We start from the raw sequence: 22406 nt of genomic DNA, 5'->3' as shown, positions 1-22406 counted from the left end.
GCAAGCGACCGAAGGTGAGTGTGAGTTGTGGCGTCGGCGACGACGACTACCGGCCCGTCGCGGTTGCGGTCTATCTCGGCGAGTTTCGACCGGACGTGTCCTGTACCCTTGGTTACGACGTCCAGCGGGAGTGTTTCGACGGGATACGCGAGCGATGAGAGCAGCTCGACCACCGACGACGTTGCAGGCAGGTTCTCTGAGTCGGTAAGCGTCTCGAGCACGGGGTCACCGTCGACCAACTGGACGCCGTCTTCGGTCGTCCGCCCGTTACTGGGAAACGCCGGTGCAAGCAACAGGATGTCGGGCGTCGCGGCGTCGAGCACTGCCGCCAGTTCGTCGGTGACGTTCCCGCGGAGCGTGGAGTCGAGCTTGTTGTACAGAAGCGTGGTGTCGTGTTGTGACACGGCGGCGCGAACCGTTTCGTACGCCGCTGCCGGTGATGCTTCCCGTGTCTCCGTATCGACGACGAGGACGTCACAGTTCGTCGGTGCGCTTGGATCGAACACCACATTCGTCCGATACCCACGGCTGGCGAACTGGCTCCCGGTGTCGTTCGCTCCGGTGATATCGTCTGCGATGACGACTGCATTCAACTCGGTCATACCGTCTGAGTCTTGGTTGTCAGCCTATGAATGTTCGGCCGCGCCGTGATATATGTCAACAAGGATTAGAAATGTATTTACATTACAGTCAAGAAGCGTAATCCCATGGCATCGAACGAATGCCGAGACAGTGATAGGACCGCTACGAGACGCCGAACCGTCCTCAAGGCTGTGGGTGGCTCAGCAGTCGCAGGACTCGCAGGCTGTGTTGGCGGTGGAGGGGGAGATGGCTCGGGCTCGGGCTCAGGCTCGGGTTCGGGATCCGGCGACGGAACCACCACGGGGACCGTGAACGAAAACGGCTGGCCGGACTACAGCGGGCGCGAGATGCGCGTCGTCACCGACGAGTGTTCGGACGTGTTCAAGCGCGTCTGGGAGGACGCGTTCGCCGAGTTCGAAAACAAGACGGGCGCGTCCGTCACCCTCGAATGCGGCGCAGAGGGCCAGAGCATCCAAGAGCGAATCATTCAGCTCATTCAATCCGGCAACCCGCCGGAGCTGTTCCCGACGTCGGTGACCCAATCGACGCAGCTCCAGAACCAAGGGACGCTCGCTCCGATGACCGACTTAGTCGAGACGGTCACGGACCGATTAGGCATGCCCCACGAGCGGTCGTTCCTCGAACGCGACGGCGAACACTACACGATTCCCTTCTTCGCGATTCCGTACCTGCAGTGGTACCGAGAGGACATCGCCGAGTCGAAACCAGACTCCTGGGAGAACATGGTTGGCTGGATGGAGGAAGCCAGTGGTTCGGACGAGGTGACCGACGCGACGCTGCTTCCGTGGTCGACGCACTACTGTAGCGAACTCGTCGCTCAGTGTTTCCTCCGAAGTAACGGTGCGAACATGGCGACTCGAAACGATGACGGTGAGGTTGTGGTCTCGATCGACCAGGGAGAGAACCGCGAGCGCTGGATCGAAATGCTCGAATTCCGCAAGCAGCTCCAGCCCTACACCGGCCCCGGTTCGGACATCGGCTGCGAAGAGCGGATCAACGCACTTCATACTGAGTCGTCGGCGCATACGACGTACGGTGGTGCGCGGCCGAAGATTCAGTCCATCGAACGCGAGCGTGACTTCCACGAGCATATTCGCGCCGCTCCGATCCCGGGGCCGGACGGACCGGGGAAGTTCTTCGGCGTCATCAAGTCCATCTGCTCGTTCCAGGGGTCGAACACGGACATGGCCAAGACGTTCCTCGATCAGTTCATCTTCCAGCCGAAGTACTACGAGCGCTACATCAACATTCAGAACGCGCCGCTGTACCCGAAACAGAAAGAGGAGATCGACATGCGCGAGAAGCTTCCGGACTCCTACACCGACGCTGACATCGAGGCGTGGAAGTCGGTGACCGACGCGATTCCACCGGCGCACGAGACGAGTCCGCCGAATCCGTACGTCGATTCCATCTTCACGACCCGGCCGGGCTCGACTGCCATCTCACTCGTGATCAGCGAGGACATGGACCCGGGCAAGGCAGTCGACCAAGTCGCAGCGAAGGCTCGCGAGTCGCTGAACCAGGCGAAGGGGCCATGAGAATACATGCGTAGCCACACCCACCGCAGGCTCGCTCGACGCGCCCTTTCGAGGAACCCGTAACCAGACCAGCAGACCAGCCTCCAAATACACTCGAATCCACACATCGACTCACATACGACCTCAACAAACAGATGAAACACGAACTACACGGCGTGAATCCACCGCTTATCACCCCGCTCGACGCTGACAGCCAGTTGGACGAAGACGCGTTCAGAGACGAGATTCGCTACCATCTCGATGCTGGCGTCTCAGGCGTCGTCGTCGGCGGAAGCACTGGCGAAGGGATGCGAATGACCGACGACCAACTCAAGCAACTCTACGACGTCGCGGTCGACGAAGTGGACGGCGACGTTCCCGTGGTCGCGGGGGTCATCGCACGACAGACGCGCGAGGCCACCGCGAAAGCGGAACTGGCTCGTGACGCGGGTGCGGACTTCATCATGGCCATGCCGCCGACGGGGTACGTCGGCTCGCACATGGCCGACAACGACTCGATCCGCGACTACTATCGCGCGATTGCGGACGTCTCCGAGTTACCAATCGTCATCTACGACGTCATGTCGTTGCTCGACCTCGACGCGGAACTCGTCGGTGACCTCGTCCGGGACGTCCCGGAAGTCGTCGGCATCAAAGTCAGCAGCACGCTCGGCAATCTGACGCACTATCTCCGGGCCATCGGCGATGACGGCTTCGTGCTCGGCGGGATGAGCATCGGCCAGTTCCCAACGTACACGTTGGGTGTCAACGGCGGGATCGTGGGTATCAGTAGTGTCTGTCCACGAATCTCCGTCCAAATCTGGGAAGCCACACAACGTGGCGATTACGACCGTGCCCGAGAGCTTCACTTCGCGCTCGTCCCGCTCATCCGCGCCGCGATGGAGAACTACGAGTCGAACTTCCCCGCTGGCGAGAAAACGGCGATCGACGTGCTCGGACGCGATGCGGGCTGTCTCTTCCATCCCTTCGACGGGGTCGAAGACGGTGACGAGAAGCGCGCGGCCATCGAGGACGCAGTCTCACAGATGCACGACCGAGGAACGAGAGAAATCGTCCACGCCGACGATTAGGACGGAGAAGCTGGCCAGCACCGACCGGTCTGTCCGTCAGACCTCGAAACAGCCTGCCAATCGGATGGACTCTTCCAGCCACCCGTCCGCTCTTTTCGATAGCCGCCCCCCTTGAGACGAACGCGCCGACAATCATCGAGCAGACACTCGTCGTCGCTGGCGTCGGTTCTGCCGTGGGAGTTCCAGTTCTCGAGCCCCGCTCGCAGCACGACCGCAAAAACAGATCTCGGCTCGGTTCGATTCGCGCCGAGCGTTCGAGGTTACCAGTCGACCCAGTCTCGGTCGGCGATTCGAAGCTCGCGGTTGATATCGTCGATACGGTCGAGTTCCTCAGCGGTGAGTTCGACGTCCGTGGCTTCGAGATTCCCTCGAATGTGCGCCTCGCTCGACGCCTTCGGGATAGGATTAACACCGTCTTTCGAGAGTAGCCACGCGATGGCGACCTGTGCCTCGCTGAGGCCGTTTTCACGGGCGATGTCGGTGATCTCCGGGATCTCGAAGACCTTCCCGCGGGCGAGTGGGGAGTAGGCGACGACTTCGATGTCGTGACCCCGACAGTACTCGAGGAGGTCTGGTTGCGGGAGGAGTGGATGGAGCTCGACCTGGTTGACGTCGATTGGGGCATCGCAGGCCGCCTGTGCCTCGTCCAGCAGTTCGGGAGTGAAATTACTCACGCCGAGGTGCCGAATCAGCCCCTCGTCTCTAAGCTCCGAAAACGCGCCGAGCGTGTCTACGGCGTCGTAATCCTTCGCTGGCCAGTGAACGTAGAGGATGTCGACGTAGTCCACGCCAAGACGTTCGAGACTCTCGTCGACTGCGTCGTGAACACGGTCAGACGCGAGGTCGCCCGGCCAGAGCTTCGTCCCAAGGGTAATCTCTTCTCGGTCGACGTCCGCTCGTTCGATTCCGTCGCCCACGTAGGCTTCGTTTTCATACAGCTGTGCGGTATCGATGTGTCGGTAACCCATCTCTAGTGCCGTTCGTACGCTCTCGGCACAGGTATCCGGATCAGTGTTCTGCCACGTCCCGAAGCCTACTCTTGGCTCGCTAAATACCATGATCGTCAGTACGTTCTCGGGTAATCCTATAATAATCTATGGGGGGAGGCGAGGAGACAGTGGGTCAGGAAGCTGGAGTCTTCGTTCGTCTCTCGAACAGCTGTGACTGTACTGATGGGAAGATTTTTACCGTTGGTTCATGAAGAATTGGCACGTTCCATGAGTACAATCAACAAGCATGGCTCCCGGGCTCGAGAGTTACGAGACGAGGTGTTCGAGTTCCTCTCAAAAAAGAAGGTATTGGCCGCGCTGACGATTCTCCCGCCGATGTTACTCTTCACGTTCGTGAATCTCGTTCCGATTATCGGCGTCATCGGCGCGAGTTTCTTCAACATCAACGCCTTCTCGAATGAGTGGCAGTGGATCGGGACTGCGAATTTCGAGTCGCTCCTGACGAGCGACTCGTTCTACGATGCGCTCAACCGGTCGGTGATATACGCGGGTGGCTCGGTCGTCATTCAGGTGATTTTCGGGACGACCCTCGCGCTATTGCTCAACCGGTCGTTCAAGTTCGTGAATATCGCGCGCACGTTCGCAATTCTCCCGTACCTCATCCCGAACGCCGTCATCGGCTTCATGGCGCTCTGGATGCTCAATTCGCAGTGGGGAATCGTCAACCAGCTCGCCGTCCAGATCGGTCTCACCCAAGGGTACGTGTCGTTCTTCGGAGACCAAGGGTCGGCGATGCTCGCGGCGATTCTCACGAGTAGTTGGAAAGACTCTATCTTCGTCACGGTGATGGTTCTCGCTCGACTGCAGGCCATCCCCGAGAGCTTCTATGAGGCGGCGAAGATGTCCGGTGCGACGGCCTACCAGCGATTCCGAGATATCACCCTGCCGAACCTGAAGGGTGTGTTCTTTATCGTGCTGCTGCTGCGTGCGGTGTGGATGTTCAACACCTTCGACTACATCTGGGTCCTCACGCAAGGAGGACCGCGAGGGGCGACGACGACCGCACCCATCTACGCGTACAACATCGCCTTCGGGACGAGTCGGCTCGGCATCGCCGCGGCCGTTTCGACCGTGCTGTTCCTCGTCTTGTTGGTCGCGGCAGTGTTGTACTTCCGCATCTTCGAGCCGTCTGAGGAGGTGCGTGCAGAATGAGTATTCGTAACGACATCGGACGCAAGTGGTCGAACGTCAAGCAGCGGACCGTGGACAAACCGTGGAACCCGCTGACGCACCTCTCGCACCAGGGTCGGTCGACGGGGTGGAACTTGACGCTGAACGCCCTGTTGGTGCTGCAGCTGTTCGTCGTCATCTTCCCCATCTTCTGGATGGTCAGTACGGCGCTACGGCCGACCGACATGATCTACAACGTTCCGCAATCGCTGCTGCCCCAGATATTCTCCATCGAGAACTTCGTCAACACGTTCGAGGGGACGAACTTCCCGACGTACTTCAGAAACAGCATGATTCTCTCGGTGGGTGTCGTCGTGGTCACGACATCGATGTCGACGCTGGCTGGCTACGGACTCACGCGCATCGACATCCCGCACAAGAAGACGTTCGCGAGAATCATTCTCTTCGGGTACATGTTCCCGCAGATTCTGCTCGCGATCCCGATGTTCATCTTCTGGAGTCGCATCGGCCTCATCAACAGCCACCTCGGCCTCATCTTGGCGGTTACCGCGACCGCCTTGCCGTTCGGCATCTGGTTGATGTGGAAGTTCTTCCAGAACGTTCCCATCTCGCTCGAAGAGTCTGCCCAGATGGCGGGCGCGTCGCCGTTCCGGGCGTTCTACGAGATCGCACTACCGATGGCGAAACCCGGTGTCATCGCGGTAGCCATCTTCTCGTATGCAACGGCGTGGGGTGCGTACACGATTCCCCGTATCATCATGCCGACGAGTGAAAACTGGCCGCTCACTGTCGGTATCCACATGTTCACGATTCAGAAACAGACCCTCTGGGGAGAGGTCATGGCCGCGAGCGTGATGATGGTAATCCCGGCGTTCATCTTCGTCTTCGCGCTCCAGAAGTACCTCCTCGAAGGGTTCGAAGTCGGCGGACAGATGTAACGGTCACCCACGCTATCCTTCGTCACCCCTCATTTTCGTCCGCTCTTCCAGCAAGGGTCCTGCGTTCACCGAAACGTATAATGGCCCCGTCGCATAATGTGCGTGTGGTTGTCAATCAATGACTATTGAGGTTAGCTCCCTGCGAAAAGAGTTCAGTTCGCCGTCCGGAACGATCACGGCCGTCGATGGTATCGACTTTAGCATCGACGAAGGTGATTTCTTCACGTTCGTCGGCCCGTCCGGGTGTGGGAAGACGACGACGCTCCGCTGTATCGCGGGCCTCGAAACGCCGACGAGCGGGAGTATCCGGTTCGACGGCGAGGACATGACGGGGAAACCGGCTCACAAGCGGAATCTGGCGATGATGTTCCAGAACATCGCCCTCTACCCACACATGAAGGTGAAAGAGAACATCTCCTACCCGCTGAAAGTCCGGAACGTTCCGAAGCAAGAGCGACACGAGAACGCCGAAGAGGCCGCGGACATCATGCAGATTCGAGAACTACTGGAGAAGTACCCCGGCGAACTCAGCGGTGGCCAGCAACAGCGGGCAGCCTTAGCGCGAACAATCGTCCACGAACCGGAGGCGTTCCTGATGGACGAGCCGCTGAGCGACCTCGACGCGAAGCTGAAAGTCGAGATTCGCAAGGAGATTCAGCGCGTCCACGACCGCGTAAAGAAGCCGACGATCTACGTGACGCACGACCAGGAGGAAGCGATGACGATGAGCGACCGTATCGCGGTGTTCAACGACGGTGGTATCGAACAGATCGGGACGCCGGACGAACTCTACCAGCGACCCGCGAACCGGTTCGTCGCGAACTTCATCGGCAACCCATCGATGAACTTCTTCGACGGGACTATCGATCGCGCGAGCGGTGAGGTGGCCGTCGTCTCCATCGGCGATCAAGACGTCGAACTCCAGGTGGTCGACTCAACGGCGCTCAGCGTCGGCGACGAAGTCACAGTCGGCGTCCGCCCCGAAGACGTCACGCTTGACCGGAACCACGGAGACCTCGAAGGCGAGATCACCCTCATCGAGCGAATCGGAAAGCAGATGCTGGCAACTATCGAGGGACCGCAGGGCGAGGTTCGGGTGACGCTCCCGGCCGACAACTCCTACGAGAAGGGCGAGGTGATTCGCCTCGCTATCGAGGCTCGGGCGACGCATCTCTTCGGCTCCCGAGACAACGTCGTGACTCGCGGACCGGACGTGTGACGAGGTGGCCGATGAGTTGGATGCGACAGCGTGATTCAGTCGTGCTCGACCGAGTCAGAAACCCAGCGTATACGGGCGAGAACCGGTGTCTCCCCTGTACTGGCGTGAACGCCGTCTTGGCTATTGCACTCGCTGGACTCGTCGCGTGGGTTGGATTGCCACTCCTAAGTGCGGTCGTTCTCGCGGCGTCGGCCGCAGCCATCGGCCTCCGCGGGTATCTGATACCGGGCACACCGACGCTGACACATCGATACCTTCCTTCGTGGGTGATGGCGCATTTCGAACACGGGCCGGAACAGACGGCCGTCGATTCGCACTCGGACCCAGTCGGCGTGACCAACGGCGACCACGGCGACCTCCTCGTCGACAACGGCGTACTTGTACCGTGCGACGGTGGGGCCGATTTCTGCCTGACGGACCGCTTTCACGCCGCGTGGACGAACGCCATCGACACGATTGATTCCGACGTGGACACCGCGCTCTCAGTGTCCGCGTTCGTCGATGCTGATCCGTCTGACGTGGTTGTCGACGAATCGGCTGATGACTTCGCCGTCTCCGTCAATGGGACACACGTCGGTCGGTGGCCATCACGAGCCGCCTTCCTCGCTGACGCGGCCGGTGCGGTAGCGCTGGCGAGCGAACTCCCGAACTGGCACGGTCTGTCTTCGAGAGTACGAGGCGTCGCGCTCGGTGAGCTTCGACTGTTCCTCGAACGCTGCCCGACCTGCGACGGTGAACCGAACATTCAGCAGCGAACTGAAGAGACGTGCTGTCGAACGCGAACCATCACGACGATGCGATGTACGGACTGCAACGCGACGTTTGTTGAAGTCGTCGGCGCGTAACCCGTCTCCACTACCGGCTGCGGTATCTTTAATATCTCCGACCCAACTCTGTGAAACAGACACATGTTAGATTCACCCAAGAGAGTCCAGAGTGCCGAACACACTATGGTCTACCACAGTGATGATGAGTTCTCAGCGTGGCCGTTCAACGGCGGGGATGTGGAAGACCGACGACGACATCGTCGTCGGGTTCATCAACCACAACTGCGATTACTCCGTTCCGGAGAATCTCCACGACGCCAAAGTCGTTCGGTATGGGAGCGTCGTCTCTCCGACCGAGAATAAGCAGAACCAACTGAGTCACGCGCGCATCGAGACCTACGGGTCCATCCGTGCGATGCGCACCACCGACAGCGGTGAGACGTGGACAGACGACGGTGTCATCTCAGACAACGTCGAGACCTCCGAACAGGTCCTTTACAACGAGATCCCGGACATCGAGGCGCACGACTTCTCGAATCAGAATACGCTCATGGCCTGTTGGTCTTCTCCGCACTCGGCTGCCTCTGACGCAGTGCCTTGGGTGAAACTCTCGGACGACGGGGGAGACTCGTGGAGCGATGCGAAACGGCTCCCAATGTTCGACTTCGAGCGAATCCAAGGCCGTCCGTCGTACATCACCCGTGAAGATGGCACCCTCCTGTTGATGCTGACGGGGAAAACCAGCACCGACCCCCATGACGTGCCGATCGTGTACGCGTCGTTCGATGGGGGACAAAACTGGACCTTCCTGTCGCAGATCGGTGGGAGCGAAAAGTACCGCATGCTGTGTCCCTCGCCAGTACTGCTCGACGACGGAACACTCGTCGCGGCCGTGCGCTGTAAGATTTCCGTCGACTGCGAGTGGACCGAGATCTATCGGTCAACTGACGACGGGCGAAACTGGACGTTCGTCTCGCGAGTGAACGACCTTGGCGCACCGAGCAAACTCTTGGAGTACGATGGGTCGCTCGTGTGTATCTACGGGTATCGCCATCCACCGTACGGTATCCGCGCCCGTGTGAGTCACGACGACGGTGCCACGTGGAGTCGCGAGTGGATTCTCCGTGACGACGGCGCGAACTACGACCTCGGCTACCCGCGCGCAACCGTGCTCGACGACGGGACGATTCTCGCCACGTACTATTTCAACCAACAGGACGACGAAGTCGCCGTTGATGGTGGTCCCCGACACATCGCGGCCACCAGATTCGACCCCGAGGAACTACTCTCCGACCGGTGATGACCGACGGAGGACTACGTCCCTACCGTTCGATTAGTAGGAGAACAACTTCCATCCGACCTCGCAAAGCTCAATCGATTAGTTTCTACTGTTGTTTTGTTCACTGTTCGGTCCGCAGCCTCTGGGGGTGTTATTTTCTCTTGCCATCCTCACCCGTTCAAAAATATATGATTTCCAATAGTTATCTAAAATTATCATAATTCAGTTATTTTGGAGATGCCAACTTCGGTATCGAGATTCAGATTCCAAACCTCAGGGATTTATCACCCAATAACGCATTAATAGACGGGTTTCGATCAGGGCTATCTCAAATGAACGAGGACGACAGACCGTCCTGAATATCCCGAGTGAATAACGGTGAATTAAACAGAAAATAGCCGGTTCACACTCTAAAAACAGATGAAACGGAGATCATGTTCGAATTCATCCGTAGATAATCCCGATACGCTCGTGATCAGAAACATATAGAAATTATACATAGTTTGTATCTGTTATTTCTGGATGGCTGGTTTCGACGTACCACGTCTCCAACGGGCGATGAGTCGCTCGGCTCGACAGCTATTTCTCGGAGTATGCCGCGTCAGAAAACGTGACTCGCCGTGCCGCCCACTCGACCGGGGTTGTCAGTCCAGTCGCGCTTCCAGCGACTCGACGAGCGGGTCGTTGCCGATGTAGACCGGCACGCGGTCGTGGATGCCGTCGGGCGTTCCCGAAAGGAGCGACTTCTCGCCGTCGGACGACCGCCCGCCGGCGCACTCGATGATGTAACCGATGGGGAAGCCCTCGAACTGCTGTCGGAGTTTCCCGCTCGGCGCGTCAGTCTGGGCGGGGTACGCGAAGATGCCGCCGTAGTGGAGAATCTGGTTCACGTCGCCGATCATCGACCCGCCGTAGCGGAGTTTCATTCCCTCGGTGCGTTCGGTCTCGCGGGCGAACGTCTCGAACTCGTCGAACCAGTGGTTGGCCCGGCCGCCGAAACTGAAGATGGCGGGGTCGTCGGGGAGCGTCAATTCCTCGCGGAGCGGACGCTTGATGCCCGATTCGAGGATGTACTCGCTGACGACGCCGTCGCGGGCGGCCACGAGCGTCGTCACCGGGCCGTAGAGGATGTAGCCAGCGGCGAGCAGATTCTCGCCGCCCGTGGGGAGCGGTTCGTCGTAGATGCTGTAGAGCGTCCCCATCACGTTGTTCGGTTTCAGGTTCGTCGACCCGTCGAGCGGGTCGAGCGCGACCGACACGCCCTCGCCGATGTCGATGACCTCGGCGCGCTCCTCGCTGGCGTACTGGCCGACGCCCTCGAGGGGCCGGAGTCGCTTCAACAGCAGTTCGTCGGCGTAGGTGTCGGCTTCCAACTGGCGCTCGCCGCTCGGGTTCGTGCCCTCCTCGTAGACGCGTCGGCCGGGCAGCCCCGCCCGAATCGACGGCGCGGCCGCACAGAGCGTCTCGACGATGGCGTCGACCACGTCGTCCTCCCGACTCGATGGGTCTGTCATGCGTTCGATACACCCTGCGGAGTCGCGGCTGCGCCGAGGCGATTCGACGGGACGCCGACGGGCGGCGCACGGACGGGCGTCGGGGTGGTCGTCATCACCTACAGATACCGTGGACGGAGTATAGTTCTGTCCCCGCGTGTAAGCGTTGCACCGCGCCGACCACGGAGTTGGCGGCGGGTTTTCGACTCGGGCCCTGTTGAAGTCCTCCGCTAGTGGAGGTTGTGGGACTCGTGCTGAATACAGGTGCGAGTCGGGTATCGGTTCAGCACTCGATATTGACAGCTCAAATCGCTACGGGCAGTTTTTCTACTCAGCGGTTATGTCTCGGGGCTTGGCAGAACTAAACTACGTATTGCATTTTGTTCCACCAAGGGCTACCCAGAAGACATATTATATCAACTAAGAAGACATAATTATGTCCACAGGTGGGGTACCCGGGTTCATTACAACTCTCCCTCTCGTGGCACTGATTGGTCTCTTCGGTAGTTCAGCAGCAATCGCCTACTGTATTCGAGTACTCGCTGCCCGGTACGAGACACCGGCACCGTTTTCAACGGGAAGTCTCACGCTCATCAGTGTGCTAGGACAGTTAGCGGTTCTATTCACCGCAGGAACTGTCCTCGCCGGAATTGGTGGAATTCCTGCGAGTCCTTCCCTCTTCGGCCCCGCAGTCCCAGTACTCCTGTTTGGCTATGGACTCCCGCTCGTAGTCATCGCAGTTCTATTCGGGAAACTAATGGAATGGCGCAGTCAAGATGAACCGGTACGTCGATTCATACATGGTTCAAGCACCGTATTCACATTCATCCACCTGCTAACGGTGCCTACCGTTTGGGCGATGTTTGTTCTAATTGAATTACTGATTCGCAGTTACTGATCACAGTTCTGTTATCAATTTCCGTGACGACTGTGAGACAGATCCGTTCGAACAGGTTACTGCGCAGCGAACAGGCGTTCGAACACGACCGTCGGGAACTGCGGTTCGAGTCGGCTCGGCGGCCGTCCTTTCCGGTCGACGCGCTCCGCCGTGACCCGGCGGGTGATGCCGTCTTCGGCGAGTTCGTAGAGGATGCGCTTGACCGTCGCCGCCGAGAGGTCGACCGATTTCGCGATGTGCTGGCTCGTCGTCTGCACCGACTCCTGTTGGTCGGGTCGTAACGTGAGGAGTTCGTGGAGCACCTGCTGGCGGTTCTCCGGGAGCGCGAACACGCGGCCGAGCGAGACACAGGGCCGCGGCACCGCGGCGATTCCCGCGGCGGTGTCGGCGGCGGTGATACTCTGATGTCTGTTCCGGGCCGCTTCGTCGGCCGCGCCGAACAGCGCCGCGAGCGCGTCGTGAGCGTCGCCGTCGGCCCACTCGGCGATGTCGCGAGCCAGTCGGTGGTCGAGCGTTCGCTGAGACCCCGCGGCCGACGCCCGGGTCATCAGCACGTCGATGAGCACCTGACTCTGGTACGGCTCGAACTGAATCTCGTCTGGCCGTGTAGTCGGTCAGCACCGTCTCGTCGGGCGACGAGCGCCCGATGGCTAACCAACTGACTTTGCTCGGAAGCCCGGCACAGAGGTCGACGAACGTCTCGCCGTCGAGCGTCCCCGGGCTCTTCGAGGTGGTCGACGGCGACGATAGCACCCGTCTTGGGACCGTCGAGCGTCGCTTTGAGCCGCGACTGGAGCGCCTCCGTCTTGATGCCCTGCTTCGGCACCGACTCGTCGACGAGCGCGTCGAGCACGGCGTGGTAGAACGCGAACGCGCTCGTCGTCTCGCGCGCGTCGACGTAGACGAACCGCGGCGCGAACGTCGCCTGCACGCGGGTCGTCGTGTGGATGGCGGCGTTGCTGACGCTCGACGCGCGGACGAGGTGGTCGAAAAGCGCCGTCACGACCGCCGACTTTCCCGACCCCTTCGGGCCGTAGGCGTAGGCGTTCGGCGGCAGATGTCCGTCGAACACGGGGTCGAGGTAGTCGAGCAGTCGCTCCAACACCGGCCCGCAGTTCACCGGGTCGTCGGCGTGTGCGACCGGCGAGAGCGAGTCGTAATCGACGAGGAGGCGAGGCGTCCCGTCTCGACGTTGCCGACGTTTAATCCTCGCTTCGATGTCCATATCCTAGTGGTAGTTCCGAAATGAGCGATATATGCGTTCTGACTGCTTACGGGCGCGCCGCCGTGTCGACCGCGGGAAACGCGCCGGCGATGGCCATCTCGGCGGCGACACGGTCGTCTCCGCGGCCGCCACTCACGAATCGCTCTCCCGGGCGCTCGACTGCGGGCGGTCCCGCCGCGGCCGCCCCGGCGGCGAACGTGTTCGGGGTAACCGACTCGGTGGTCCCCCGCGAGGTACGACGTGTATGGCAGACACCATCCTCGACGTGCGCGACCTCCCCCCGGCGGAGCGCCATCCGAAGATTCACGCCGCCTTCGACGACCTCGACGCCGGCGAGTCGCTGACGATTCTCAACGACCACGACCCGAAACCGCTGTTCTACGAGATGCAGGCGGAAGTCGACGCGTTCGACGCCGACAACTACGCGGTCGAGAAACAGGGTCCGAACGAGTTCGCGGCGACGTTCCCGAAGCAGTAGCGGCGCGGACGGCGGCCAACCTCGGTTCACACCTTCCGTTCTCCATCCTCGGCGAATATGTTCGGCGTCACCGGTAGGGCTCCGCGCCGCGCTAGTTCGCGTATGAGCGCCATTCCCGCCGACATCGACACGGCCCGACAGCCACCGATGACGATTCCGCTCCGGCACTTCGTCGTCGCGCTCGGCTTCCTCGCTGCCGCGGTGGGCCTCCGAGTCGGCCTCGCCGCCGGCGTCGTCGCCGGAACCGCCCGTCTCGCGCACGTCCACCTCCTGCTCGCGGGGTGGGTCTGCGTCACCATCATGGGCGCGATGACGCAGTTCGTCCCGGTCTGGTCCGGCGTCGACCTCCACTCGCGTCGGCTCGCGGCCGTCCAACTGTGGGCCGTCGGCGTCGGCGTCGGCGGCCTCGCGGCGTGCTTCCTCCTCGGCGCGTTCGCGTGGCTTCCCGTCTTCGGCGCCGTCGCGCTCCTCGGCTTCTGGACGTTCGCCTACAACGTCGCGCGCACGCTCTCCCGACTCGACGACTTCGACGTGACCGAGCGCCACTTCGGCCTCGCACTCGGCTTTCTCGCGGTCGCCACCGCGCTCGGCTTCCTGCTCGCGGTCGACTTCACGCGCCCGCTTTTCGCCGGCGTCGGCGCGACTCACGCGAGCGTCCGCGCGGCCCACGTCACGCTCGCCGTCTTCGGCGTCGTCGTGACGACCGTCGTCGGCGCGCTCTACCAACTCGCGACGATGTTCACCCAGACGAAGCTCCGCGGCGTCGACGTGTGGCTCCGCCGCGTCGAGGAGGTCGGCTACCCGCTGGGCGTCGTCGCGCTCGCCGGCGGCCGACTAGTCTCGAACCCGACGCTCGCGCGGGTCGGCGGCGCGCTCGTCGCCCTCTCGCTCCTCGGCGTCGCCGCGATTCTCGCGCGCCGCCTCGTCGAGTCGTCGGTCGACTGGACGCCCATGCTCACCCGGTACGCCGTCGCGGCCGTCGCGCTCGCCGGCTGGGCCGTCCTGACGCTCCCCGCGTGGCTCGCGGCTCCACTGGCCGGAGACCGCCTGTTCGGTGCGCCGGGTACCGACTCACTGTTCCTCCTCGGGTTCGTCGGGTTCGTCGTGCTCGGGACGCTCTATCACGTCGTCCCCTTCATCGTCTGGGTCCACCGCTACAGCGACCGCCTCGGCCTCGAACCCGTGCCGATGCTCGACGACCTCTACAGCACCCGCCTCGCCCGCCTCGACTTCGGCCTCGTCGGATCGGGCGTCGTCGCCGTCATCGCACACGACCTCGCCGGGCTCTCCTCGGCTGCTGAGACGGCCGGCTGGACGCTCGTGCTCATCGGTATCGCGGTGTTCGCCGCGAACCTCCTGCGAGTTATCTGGCTCCACAGTCCGCAGTCGCTGGTCGGCGGCGCGGCCGCGTCGGCTGTCGATGCGGACGACGGCGCGGACTGAGACGGTGCGTCAGAGACGCGTCTCGCACGCTCACATCCCGAGCAGTTCGCGCGCGAGAAAGAGAATTGCGAGCAGACTCGTCAGGACGAGAATCGCCGCGAGACGCAGGACGCCGGCCGCCCGGCGCCGGTTCTTCGGAAGCGCTTCGGCGAGTCCGGACAGGGCGGTCCCGACTATCATAAACAGCAGCCACCCACCCGACAGGGACTGTTCCACGATGGCATACTGCCAGTACAGAGCCGAGAAGACGACCGCGCCACAGAGCTGGACGACAGGAAAGAGGCCGCCGGAGGGCTCGCTGAACACGGTTTGGTCCACGATGGAGGGCATCGAACACGTCAACTCACGCGAAGGACAAAAGCGCACCTGCATTCGCCCCTCGTTGGCTCGCGTTCTCGTTCCCTCAGTCTCGTTCGCTCCCGGTCGTGTCTCCCCCGAACGGGTTCGGCCGCAGGCTTACCGACTGCGCGGCCGACGACTCACTCGTGATGCCAGAACACGCCGCGCTCGACGAACTCCCGCCGCAGATGCACGCGCCCGTCTTCGAGACCGACCGCCCGAAAACCGTCAGGCTCCGCCTCGAAGCCGGCGACGAGGTGCCGGCGCACTCCCACCCCGGCTTCGACATCGTCTTCCACGTCGTCGCCGGGCGGATGGAACTCGCACTCGACGGCGAGACGCACGAGGTCGCGGCGGGGGAGTTGCTGCGGTTCGGCGGCGACCGCGACATCTCGCCGCGCGCCCCAGTCGATAGCACCGCGGTGCTCGTGTTCGCGCCGGCCAACGACGACTGAACTGCGGGGTCACGATGAACGAAAACGGACGCCTCGGCTCTGTTGAAATCCTCTAGATCTGACAGAATGTGCGTGCTGAATATAGAGGGTGTATTCAGCAGGGAGGGTTCGTTTGTTCCATCTCACCTATACTGAACTAGTCGTTGGGTAGCGCCTGCGAATCAAACAGCCGTCGCAACGGGACTGGCATGAATCGATTTGTGACCGGGAAGAACTTTTACGCGGCCGAAGGGATCTACAGACTGTGCGCCTCTCCTCCACAGATATCCGTGACGCACGTATCGTTGCGGTCCTTGGTGGGGCGAATTACGCAATCATCATTCATTCGTGGTTCCTTTCGTCGGGTGTCTACTTTTCGAATCAGGGGACAGCGGCGGTCGTGTTCGCTTCCCTGTACTCGCTGGTCGGGATGTTCGCTATGGCTGCCGTCCCTCTGTACCTGTTTGGCCGCCTCTCCCTCGTTTCCTCACCGCTCGCAACACTGTGGGTTCTGGGTAATACAGTGTCTCAATGGCTATACGGGGCACACCCCCATCCGCTCTCGTCGTACCTGACCGTCTGGCCCATTCTGCTGGGATTCGTACTGACCATCACGCTGGGAGAAGCACTACTCAGAGTCGGTCTCGACCGTACCGTCGGCCGGTTCGGTCTCCGACCGGCCTTCTAAACCAGCTGTTCTGCGCGGTCGGTCCTGTTGACAATAGCCGACTCGAACGGACTGGTTGCGGTAGCTGCTTCACCTGTTCTGAGCAATCCAACTCGCACATACTGGATGCTGTGCCAGTAACCAATACGCGCACTGTATTCAGCGCGCACATAGGAACCTATCCTCGACTGAGGATTTCAACAGAGCGACGCCTACTGTTTTTCGCCCGACAGCCGATTCAGCGCCGCTTCGAACTCCTCGGACAGCGAGTGCGCCGCCGGCTCGTCGCCGTCGCGCTCGCTCGTCGTCGGCCCGTCGTCCCGAATTGACTCGTCGGCCGCCTGCACGTCGTCCGGGTCCATCGCGTCGAGTTCTGCGTTGATGGCGTCGGCCTGCTGGTGCATCGGTGCGACGCGGACCCGGACGCGGTCGTAGTCGTGGCGGTCGGCGAGGCCGTTCCACGCCCGGAACGCGCCGACGGTGAGCGTCTTCGACTGCGGGCAAAACGGCGTCGTCGGCGTGAACTCCGCGAGCAGGACCGACGGGTCGTCTCGGTCCACCGCGTAGCGGAACCCGGCGTCTGGGTGTCGCTGGTCGAGGTTCAGCCGCGCGAGGTTGTAGCCGAACGTCACGTCGTAGACGCCGCGCGCTTCGAACAGGTCGCGAGCGACCCGGTGGACGGCGACGTGGTCGTCGCCGTCGAGGACGCGGTGACCGTCGAGGAACGCGTCCGGGTCGGGCAGGTACTCCGGGACGAACTGGTCGATATCGTCGAAGCGGTCTGCCCGCGACCCGCCGCCGAACAGGGATGGGATGTCTGGCATGGTCCGAGGTAGGGTCGCCACGAGCGTAGGCCCACCCCCGAACACGTTCAACTATACTATATTCGTGGCTCACTTTCCGAAACGAGTTGTTAAATGTGCTTGCTAACATGCTTGGGCATGGTGAATGCACTACCTGTTCCACTACAAATGTCGCTCACCGATACTTGCTAACACAAATATCGACTAAAGAGAGGATGTTGTATTTAATCTAGTGACTTAATCATTTCCTCCAATTCATCTCTCAATTCTCGTATCGATTGTCGATCATATACAATTGCATTGTGGCTCTGAACATCAAATGTCAGATCATCAGTATTTTGTGTGAGTAAAAGAGTATCTACCTCACAGCCCCAAGCGTAGCCGACTTCTAGATATACATTGGGGTTTGCGTTAGTCATATCTGCAACAACTAATGAAGCGGACTCAATTCGATTCTGAATTTCTGTGGCGATACTACCAGTAAATGCTTCTTCGTCAATCCGCTCACAGAGATAGTCCGCAGATTTGATTGACTCCTTAATTCCTAGTTGATAGACATCCTCAAACTCATCCCCAAACGGCATAGCAACGAACGCACGCGGCTTGTTGTCCGATGCATAGCCAACTTCTCGTGATTCCTTTGATCTAGGTTGGTTCTGAGAGACTACTCGACCAGGAAGGAATTCGTCAAGGGCAACTTGTAATCGCTCAGCCCGCGTTTCATTAATTTCGACAATTCGAATACAGTCTAACGACGGAGGAACCGTACCGTCTTGAATAGCATCAACAAATCCAGCAATCAGTGATTCAAATGCTTCAGATTCGTCAAGCCCAAATCCAGGGCCGTGAATAGTAGTAGCTATCTCGGAAAAAGACTCGTTACTGTGAAGAGCGCGATTTCGAGCTACTTGAAGTGAATGTCGAGCAAATTCTCGAATATCCTTGTATTCTATTTCAAAGACAGGCCTAAGGCCGATGAAGAGAGCATTATCTGCTACGATACTACTCCCTGTTTGAAAAATCTCGGAGTGGCCCTCAGACGGATAGTGAAAATCGCGTGAATATTTTCGAACTTCGTTCCCTACGGTTTTCTCAACACCAGCAGATCCGTCTGCCGATTTTAGGACGAGTAAATCTGATTTTACTTGCCTAATATCTGTATTTTCAATAATAACTTCAACAGAGTATCCATTCATATCTGCTAGTTGAATCAAGCTGTGTTAGTCCCATCGCTCAATCACGTTTCAGAGTCTATCCGATCTCAGATAGTGATGGGATGTAGGTGTCGACCACCACTTCTACCGACGAAGTCCGGCGAGAATTGTATCAGGACTGGACGCCATCAAAAACAGCAGTCTAAATGGCATATCGTGTGACCAAATTATTATTATTGATTGTGCGGTATATATACTCTGCATGGGGCACACAGGTGCTCTCAGCACCGAGAGCTTTCAACGCTTTCAACAGAGACAGATGGGAAAAACAGCGGTCAGTCGGTGATTTCCGGTCGATACAGCGACGTTACTGCGGGGCAGGGTGAATATCTCGGGGCCCTCCGTCCTCATACAACTCACCGTTCGGTGCCGACGCTCGGCGCGGTCGGTGCGGTCGAGCCAAATGAATGCCAACCAGCCTCAGAGTGGCTTTATTTTCGGCCGACATCTACCGTCCACCACTTGAGGAACGATGCGTGCTCACCAATCGCTCGAAATCCTTGCCGTGGCTATTCTCTACATCTGCGTGTTTGTGATAGTCGTCGGACCAGCTCTTGATTCGATAACCGGCTTGGAAACGCTCTCGATGGATGCTACAAGAGGCGTTGAACGCACATGGGACTTAGTCTCGAAGCCACAGGGTTGGATTCTCTGTCTCGGCTACGTCCCAGTTCATTTCGCGTACCTGTTCGTCCGCGCACGACTCGCTGGCGAGTCGGTTGACAGCTACTGGGACTGACACGCCAATATGTGTGAATACGCCCACTATGTTTTGCACGAACCGTCTGACAGACGTTGGGTGGGTCTCAGCGGGTGTGCTGAATCGACTGTGTGTCTCGGTCACGGGAAGGAAGTGCTGATGCAGTCGGGTCCAAGAGTAGTACAGACAGAGCGGACACCGTCCCCGAACGCAGGGGTCTCAAAATATCGCCACGACAGAGACGGCTTCGGACGCACTTATCTCCGGTTGATTACTCGCTGTATCCGGTCGCGAACGTCGTCCGCGGAGTCGTATATCTCGTTGTCAACCGAAGCGAGCACCTCGTCGACGGGTTTCCACCCGCCCTGTGTTTCGACCTCGTAGTCGCCGTAGTTCTCGACGACTTGCTCCGTCGTGGTCGGGTAGTCCTGAATCTCGAGCGCGTCGTCGAGGTCCCCGAGTTGCTTCCCGGGTTCGGGTTCGTCGGCGCGGTCACGCGCCTCTTGGAGCGCTCGCTCGCGCTGGCGCTGTTCTTCCTTGGCCGCTTGCGCATCTCGTCCCTGTTTGTCGTCTGGCATCCTTGGCTTCGAATTTTGAAAGCGAACGACATAATCCTGTGGCCGTTTCTCGAGGGTCGCTTCCGAGACACGACCGCTCAGGCTACCGGCGACCGACTCTCAAGCGTTGCACGCGGGTGCTCTCAGCATCGGGAGCTTCCGACAGAGACAGATAGAAAAACAGCGGCCAGTCGGTGACTGCCGGTCGGTGCGGCGACACTACTGCGGGTCAGGGTCGGGGTCGAATATCTCGGGGTCTTCCGGTCCCTCGGCGCGGACGACCGCCATACAGCCCTTGCGGACGACGCGCGACAGCGAGTGGTCGACGAGCTTGAAGTCGCCGGGGACGGGCGAACTCATCGTCGCGATGGTCGTGCTCCCCGGCGGGACGAGCCGCGTCTGGATGTGTGTCTGCGGCTCCGTCGTCAGCGAGCCGTCCGGATAGAGCGTCTCCCAGACGCTCCCGATGGGGTGGAAGCTACTGGAGAGGTTCGGGCCACCGTCGACGAAGTACACCCGGACCGTCTCGTCGAGTCCGACCGTCGCGGCCGGCCCCCGACCGTTGGGCGTCCACGCGTACTTCTCGCCGTTCATGAGGACGTACGTCGGGTCCTCGTTCCGCATGGCCTCGTAGTCGAAGTTGTGCTGGCCCTCCTCGCCGGCGTCCTTGTCGGTGTAGAGTTCGTGCTGGCCGAGGTATATCTCGTGGTCGACCTCGGGCATCCCCTCCGGCGGCTCGACGAGGATGAGGCCGAACATCCCGGCGCTGATGTGCATGTCCATGTTCGGCACGGCACAGTGGTAGATGTACGCGCCGGGGTAGGTCGCCTTGAACCGCAGGTGCGCCGTCTCGCCGGGGTTCGTCATCGTCGCCTCCGCGCCGCCACCGGGACCGGCGACCGCGTGGAAGTCGACGTTGTGCGGCATGGTGTTCTCCTCGGGGTTCTCGAACGTCACGTTCACCGTGTCCCCCTGCCGGACGCGGACGAGCGGGCCGGGGACCTGCCCGTTGTACGTCGTGTAGGTGAACGTCACGCCGTCTTCGATCTCCGCGGTCACCTCCTCTGGCCGGAGCGTCACGTCGACTTCGGCGGGCTCGCTCCGGTCGATGGGACCGGGGATGTCCGTCGGGTCGGCCGCGACTTGATCAACCAGGTTCGTCGAACTCTGCTGTGTCGGTTCCTCCGTCTCGTCGAGCGACTGCGCGGAAGTCGGTGCGTCCGTCGCGCAGCCGGCGAGCGAAGCGACGCCGCCGAGTCCGAGCCACTGGAGCGTCCGTCGCCGAGTCGTAGATAGCATTTGTGTCTCCCTCCGGTTGAATCGAGTGCCCGAACACGGGTATAAACGAACAATGGTTGTCCGGTTTGGAGACGCGCTCCGAACATCTTCGCGAGTCGTACCACGCCGTGAGACGCGGAAGAGCGCGGCCACTCACGAGCGCGCGAATCTCGAGAAGGCGAACGGGGGTTCAGTCGTCGCCGACGAAGCGGTCGCGGCGGTACCGACACTGTTCACAGAAGAACTGCGCGACTCCGGCCGGTTGCGTTCCGGTGAAGGCCATCTTCGTGCCGCAGTCGGGGCACCATTCGGAGTGGGTGGTATTCGTGTGGTCTGAACTCATACCACGTACAAACGCGTGGGTTGTTATTACATTAACGATTATACCAAATTAGGGTGGGTTGATAGCTTTCGGGACGCAAGCGGTGCCGACACCGCCGCTCGCGGGGGATTGACTGGATGGGGTTGACTGGAAGAGATTCGGCGACTACGCCGACTCAGGGTTCCCAAATCGCGGTGACGACGCCGTCCTCGCGCTCGGCCGAGCAGTAGGCGAACCCTCGGTCGTCGAGCTTCGGGTAGAGGAACTTCGGCTCACGGTCGTTGAGCTGGACGAACACCGTCTCGCCGTCGAGGTCGGCGAGGCTGATTCATCGTCTCCGTGAGCGGTTCCGGCGGCGGCAACTCCCGTACGTCGAGAAAACTCACCGTTCGTTCGCTCGGTGCGTCGAGTCCATCGAGGTACGCTTCGTGCTCCATGTTCGAAGCGTGGGGCCGCCAGAGCAGGAAGTTCACCCCGAACGTGTTCGTCCCGCATTCGCCACCGGTCTATGGCCGAACGTGTTCGGGGCGGGGCTCACCTTCCGCGCCGTCAAACCACCCGACCAGAGCCATGTCTCGACCGCCACACGTCGACACCGATACGGACGCGGGAAGTGACGCGGGCGCGCCGCCGACCGCGACCGCCCCGCCGGACCCGTCGAGCATCGACACCTCGCGGCGGCCGTTCGTCCTCATCTGGGAGGTCACGCAGGCGTGCGACCTCGCGTGCGACCACTGCCGGGCGGACGCGACGCCCGCGCGACACCCCGACGAACTGACCACCGCGGAGGGAAAGCGCTTGCTCGACCAAGCCCGTGAGTTCGGCCCGGGCCAACTCGTCGTCCTCTCCGGCGGCGACCCGCTCGCCCGCGACGACCTCGTGGACCTCGTAGAGTACGGAACCGACCTCGGCCTCCGGATGACGCTCACGCCGAGCGGGACGTCGTCGCTGACGCCCGAGACGGTCGCCGACCTCGCCGACGCGGGAGTCAAGCGCATGG

Annotated in this window: 22 protein-coding genes and 2 pseudogenes; 13 read left to right on the top strand and 11 right to left on the bottom strand. The window is 60.7% G+C overall.

The features are described from left to right. Window positions 1–602: four-carbon acid sugar kinase family protein (locus tag ATB1_RS10440; RefSeq protein WP_042663642.1), on the bottom strand; the 602-nt coding region annotated here is incomplete at its 3' end. 171 nt (window positions 603–773) lie between these two features. On the opposite strand from ATB1_RS10440, the gene ATB1_RS10435 reads away from it, so the two are divergent. Together ATB1_RS10435 and ATB1_RS10430 are read left to right on the top strand one after the other, a co-directional pair. Next, on the top strand, window positions 774–2141 hold the full coding sequence (locus ATB1_RS10435; protein ID WP_241768181.1) for an ABC transporter substrate-binding protein: 1368 nt from the start codon (window positions 774–776) through the stop codon (window positions 2139–2141). 134 nt (window positions 2142–2275) lie between these two features. Further along, window positions 2276–3211 (top strand): dihydrodipicolinate synthase family protein, encoded by a 936-nt coding sequence (locus ATB1_RS10430; RefSeq protein ID WP_042663640.1) that lies wholly within the window; start codon window positions 2276–2278, stop codon window positions 3209–3211. A gap of 260 nt (window positions 3212–3471) precedes the next feature. On the opposite strand, the gene ATB1_RS10425 is transcribed toward ATB1_RS10430, so the two are convergent. Further along, window positions 3472–4269 (bottom strand): aldo/keto reductase, encoded by a 798-nt coding sequence (locus tag ATB1_RS10425; RefSeq protein WP_052367920.1) that lies wholly within the window; start codon window positions 4267–4269, stop codon window positions 3472–3474. A 159-nt stretch (window positions 4270–4428) separates the two neighbouring features. Here ATB1_RS10425 and ATB1_RS10420 point away from each other — a divergent pair, with 159 nt between their 5' ends. From ATB1_RS10420 to ATB1_RS10400, 5 genes are all read left to right on the top strand, one after another. Continuing rightward, window positions 4429–5373 carry a carbohydrate ABC transporter permease gene (locus ATB1_RS10420; RefSeq protein ID WP_042663637.1) on the top strand — a complete coding sequence of 315 codons (945 nt, stop codon included), beginning with the start codon at window positions 4429–4431 and terminating at the stop codon, window positions 5371–5373. Then, window positions 5370–6290: a carbohydrate ABC transporter permease gene (locus tag ATB1_RS10415; RefSeq protein ID WP_042663636.1), complete on the top strand. Its 921-nt coding sequence runs from the start codon at window positions 5370–5372 to the stop codon at window positions 6288–6290. The genes ATB1_RS10420 and ATB1_RS10415 overlap by 4 nt, the downstream gene beginning before the upstream one ends. 118 nt (window positions 6291–6408) lie before the next feature. Next, window positions 6409–7509, top strand: a complete 1101-nt coding sequence (locus tag ATB1_RS10410; protein WP_042663635.1) for an ABC transporter ATP-binding protein — start codon at window positions 6409–6411, stop codon at window positions 7507–7509. A gap of 11 nt (window positions 7510–7520) precedes the next feature. Then, the gene (locus tag ATB1_RS10405) at window positions 7521–8354 is read left to right on the top strand and encodes a hypothetical protein (RefSeq protein ID WP_241768180.1); all 834 of its coding nucleotides are present in this window, start codon (window positions 7521–7523) and stop codon (window positions 8352–8354) included. A gap of 124 nt (window positions 8355–8478) precedes the next feature. Further along, window positions 8479–9576: a sialidase family protein gene (locus ATB1_RS10400; RefSeq protein ID WP_241768179.1), complete on the top strand. Its 1098-nt coding sequence runs from the start codon at window positions 8479–8481 to the stop codon at window positions 9574–9576. A gap of 623 nt (window positions 9577–10199) precedes the next feature. On the opposite strand, the gene ATB1_RS10395 is transcribed toward ATB1_RS10400, so the two are convergent. Beyond that, window positions 10200–11069: a class 1 fructose-bisphosphatase gene (locus ATB1_RS10395; RefSeq protein WP_042663633.1), complete on the bottom strand. Its 870-nt coding sequence runs from the start codon at window positions 11067–11069 to the stop codon at window positions 10200–10202. A 933-nt stretch (window positions 11070–12002) separates the two neighbouring features. Next, window positions 12003–13171, bottom strand: a pseudogene (locus ATB1_RS24125) (Cdc6/Cdc18 family protein). Window positions 13172–13415: 244 nt separating this feature from the next. On the opposite strand from ATB1_RS24125, the gene ATB1_RS10380 reads away from it, so the two are divergent. Next, complete coding sequence (locus tag ATB1_RS10380) at window positions 13416–13649, top strand: DUF2249 domain-containing protein (protein ID WP_042663631.1); 234 nt, start codon at window positions 13416–13418, stop codon at window positions 13647–13649. A gap of 102 nt (window positions 13650–13751) precedes the next feature. Further along, window positions 13752–15092 carry a hypothetical protein gene (locus tag ATB1_RS10375; RefSeq protein ID WP_042663630.1) on the top strand — a complete coding sequence of 447 codons (1341 nt, stop codon included), beginning with the start codon at window positions 13752–13754 and terminating at the stop codon, window positions 15090–15092. Window positions 15093–15122: 30 nt separating this feature from the next. On the opposite strand, the gene ATB1_RS10370 is transcribed toward ATB1_RS10375, so the two are convergent. After that, on the bottom strand, window positions 15123–15422 hold the full coding sequence (locus ATB1_RS10370) for a hypothetical protein (protein ID WP_042663629.1): 300 nt from the start codon (window positions 15420–15422) through the stop codon (window positions 15123–15125). 158 nt (window positions 15423–15580) lie between these two features. On the opposite strand from ATB1_RS10370, the gene ATB1_RS10365 reads away from it, so the two are divergent. Continuing rightward, entirely contained in the window at window positions 15581–15886 is a 306-nt protein-coding gene (locus ATB1_RS10365) for a cupin domain-containing protein (RefSeq protein ID WP_042663627.1), read from the top strand. Between the two features lie 244 nt (window positions 15887–16130). Beyond that, window positions 16131–16553, top strand: a complete 423-nt coding sequence (locus ATB1_RS10360) for a hypothetical protein (RefSeq protein WP_042663626.1) — start codon at window positions 16131–16133, stop codon at window positions 16551–16553. A 191-nt stretch (window positions 16554–16744) separates the two neighbouring features. Here ATB1_RS10360 and ATB1_RS10355 read toward each other — a convergent pair whose 3' ends face one another. Both ATB1_RS10355 and ATB1_RS21565 read right to left on the bottom strand, forming a co-directional pair. Further along, window positions 16745–17356 carry a hypothetical protein gene (locus ATB1_RS10355; protein ID WP_042663625.1) on the bottom strand — a complete coding sequence of 204 codons (612 nt, stop codon included), beginning with the start codon at window positions 17354–17356 and terminating at the stop codon, window positions 16745–16747. A gap of 203 nt (window positions 17357–17559) precedes the next feature. Further along, complete coding sequence (locus ATB1_RS21565) at window positions 17560–18549, bottom strand: hypothetical protein (RefSeq protein WP_128081452.1); 990 nt, start codon at window positions 18547–18549, stop codon at window positions 17560–17562. Window positions 18550–19021: 472 nt separating this feature from the next. On the opposite strand from ATB1_RS21565, the gene ATB1_RS10345 reads away from it, so the two are divergent. Beyond that, window positions 19022–19288: a hypothetical protein gene (locus ATB1_RS10345; RefSeq protein WP_042663624.1), complete on the top strand. Its 267-nt coding sequence runs from the start codon at window positions 19022–19024 to the stop codon at window positions 19286–19288. 218 nt (window positions 19289–19506) lie between these two features. On the opposite strand, the gene ATB1_RS10340 is transcribed toward ATB1_RS10345, so the two are convergent. The 4 genes and pseudogenes from ATB1_RS10340 to ATB1_RS24120 all read right to left on the bottom strand — a co-directional run bounded on the left by ATB1_RS10340 (window position 19507) and on the right by ATB1_RS24120 (window position 21944). After that, window positions 19507–19827: a hypothetical protein gene (locus ATB1_RS10340; protein ID WP_042663623.1), complete on the bottom strand. Its 321-nt coding sequence runs from the start codon at window positions 19825–19827 to the stop codon at window positions 19507–19509. Window positions 19828–20025: 198 nt separating this feature from the next. Continuing rightward, window positions 20026–21105, bottom strand: coding sequence for a copper-containing nitrite reductase (gene nirK, locus ATB1_RS10335; protein ID WP_042663621.1), 1080 nt, complete (start codon window positions 21103–21105; stop codon window positions 20026–20028). Between the two features lie 169 nt (window positions 21106–21274). Next, a complete protein-coding gene (locus tag ATB1_RS22010) occupies window positions 21275–21427 on the bottom strand; it encodes an HVO_2142 family zinc finger protein (RefSeq protein WP_157575444.1) in 153 nt (50 codons plus the stop codon). Between the two features lie 154 nt (window positions 21428–21581). After that, a pseudogene (locus tag ATB1_RS24120) lies at window positions 21582–21944 on the bottom strand (DUF2249 domain-containing protein). Window positions 21945–21976: 32 nt separating this feature from the next. On the opposite strand from ATB1_RS24120, the gene ATB1_RS10325 reads away from it, so the two are divergent. Continuing rightward, the coding region (locus tag ATB1_RS10325; RefSeq protein ID WP_042663620.1) for a radical SAM protein at window positions 21977–22406 on the top strand (430 nt) is incomplete at its 3' end.

It is taken from the genome of Haloferax sp. ATB1, from assembly GCF_000730175.1.
Note: the sequence above shows the minus strand (reverse complement) of the source record. Positions and strands in the feature narration are given on the sequence as shown.

Bases quoted from the DNA above. Each gene is read 5' to 3' on its own strand.
- ATB1_RS10430 (WP_042663640.1), top strand. From the start codon at position 2,276: ATGAAACACGAACTACACGGCGTGAATCCACCGCTTATCACCCCGCTC.
- ATB1_RS10425 (WP_052367920.1), bottom strand. From the start codon at position 4,269: ATGGTATTTAGCGAGCCAAGAGTAGGCTTCGGGACGTGGCAGAACACT.
- ATB1_RS10420 (WP_042663637.1), top strand. From the start codon at position 4,429: ATGAGTACAATCAACAAGCATGGCTCCCGGGCTCGAGAGTTACGAGAC.
- ATB1_RS10415 (WP_042663636.1), top strand. From the start codon at position 5,370: ATGAGTATTCGTAACGACATCGGACGCAAGTGGTCGAACGTCAAGCAG.
- ATB1_RS10410 (WP_042663635.1), top strand. From the start codon at position 6,409: ATGACTATTGAGGTTAGCTCCCTGCGAAAAGAGTTCAGTTCGCCGTCC.
- ATB1_RS10405 (WP_241768180.1), top strand. From the start codon at position 7,521: ATGAGTTGGATGCGACAGCGTGATTCAGTCGTGCTCGACCGAGTCAGA.
- ATB1_RS10400 (WP_241768179.1), top strand. From the start codon at position 8,479: ATGAGTTCTCAGCGTGGCCGTTCAACGGCGGGGATGTGGAAGACCGAC.
- ATB1_RS10395 (WP_042663633.1), bottom strand. From the start codon at position 11,069: ATGACAGACCCATCGAGTCGGGAGGACGACGTGGTCGACGCCATCGTC.
- ATB1_RS10380 (WP_042663631.1), top strand. From the start codon at position 13,416: ATGGCAGACACCATCCTCGACGTGCGCGACCTCCCCCCGGCGGAGCGC.
- ATB1_RS10375 (WP_042663630.1), top strand. From the start codon at position 13,752: ATGAGCGCCATTCCCGCCGACATCGACACGGCCCGACAGCCACCGATG.
- ATB1_RS10370 (WP_042663629.1), bottom strand. From the start codon at position 15,422: ATGCCCTCCATCGTGGACCAAACCGTGTTCAGCGAGCCCTCCGGCGGC.
- ATB1_RS10365 (WP_042663627.1), top strand. From the start codon at position 15,581: ATGCCAGAACACGCCGCGCTCGACGAACTCCCGCCGCAGATGCACGCG.
- ATB1_RS10355 (WP_042663625.1), bottom strand. From the start codon at position 17,356: ATGCCAGACATCCCATCCCTGTTCGGCGGCGGGTCGCGGGCAGACCGC.
- ATB1_RS10345 (WP_042663624.1), top strand. From the start codon at position 19,022: ATGCGTGCTCACCAATCGCTCGAAATCCTTGCCGTGGCTATTCTCTAC.
- ATB1_RS10340 (WP_042663623.1), bottom strand. From the start codon at position 19,827: ATGCCAGACGACAAACAGGGACGAGATGCGCAAGCGGCCAAGGAAGAA.
- nirK (WP_042663621.1), bottom strand. From the start codon at position 21,105: ATGCTATCTACGACTCGGCGACGGACGCTCCAGTGGCTCGGACTCGGC.
- ATB1_RS22010 (WP_157575444.1), bottom strand. From the start codon at position 21,427: ATGAGTTCAGACCACACGAATACCACCCACTCCGAATGGTGCCCCGAC.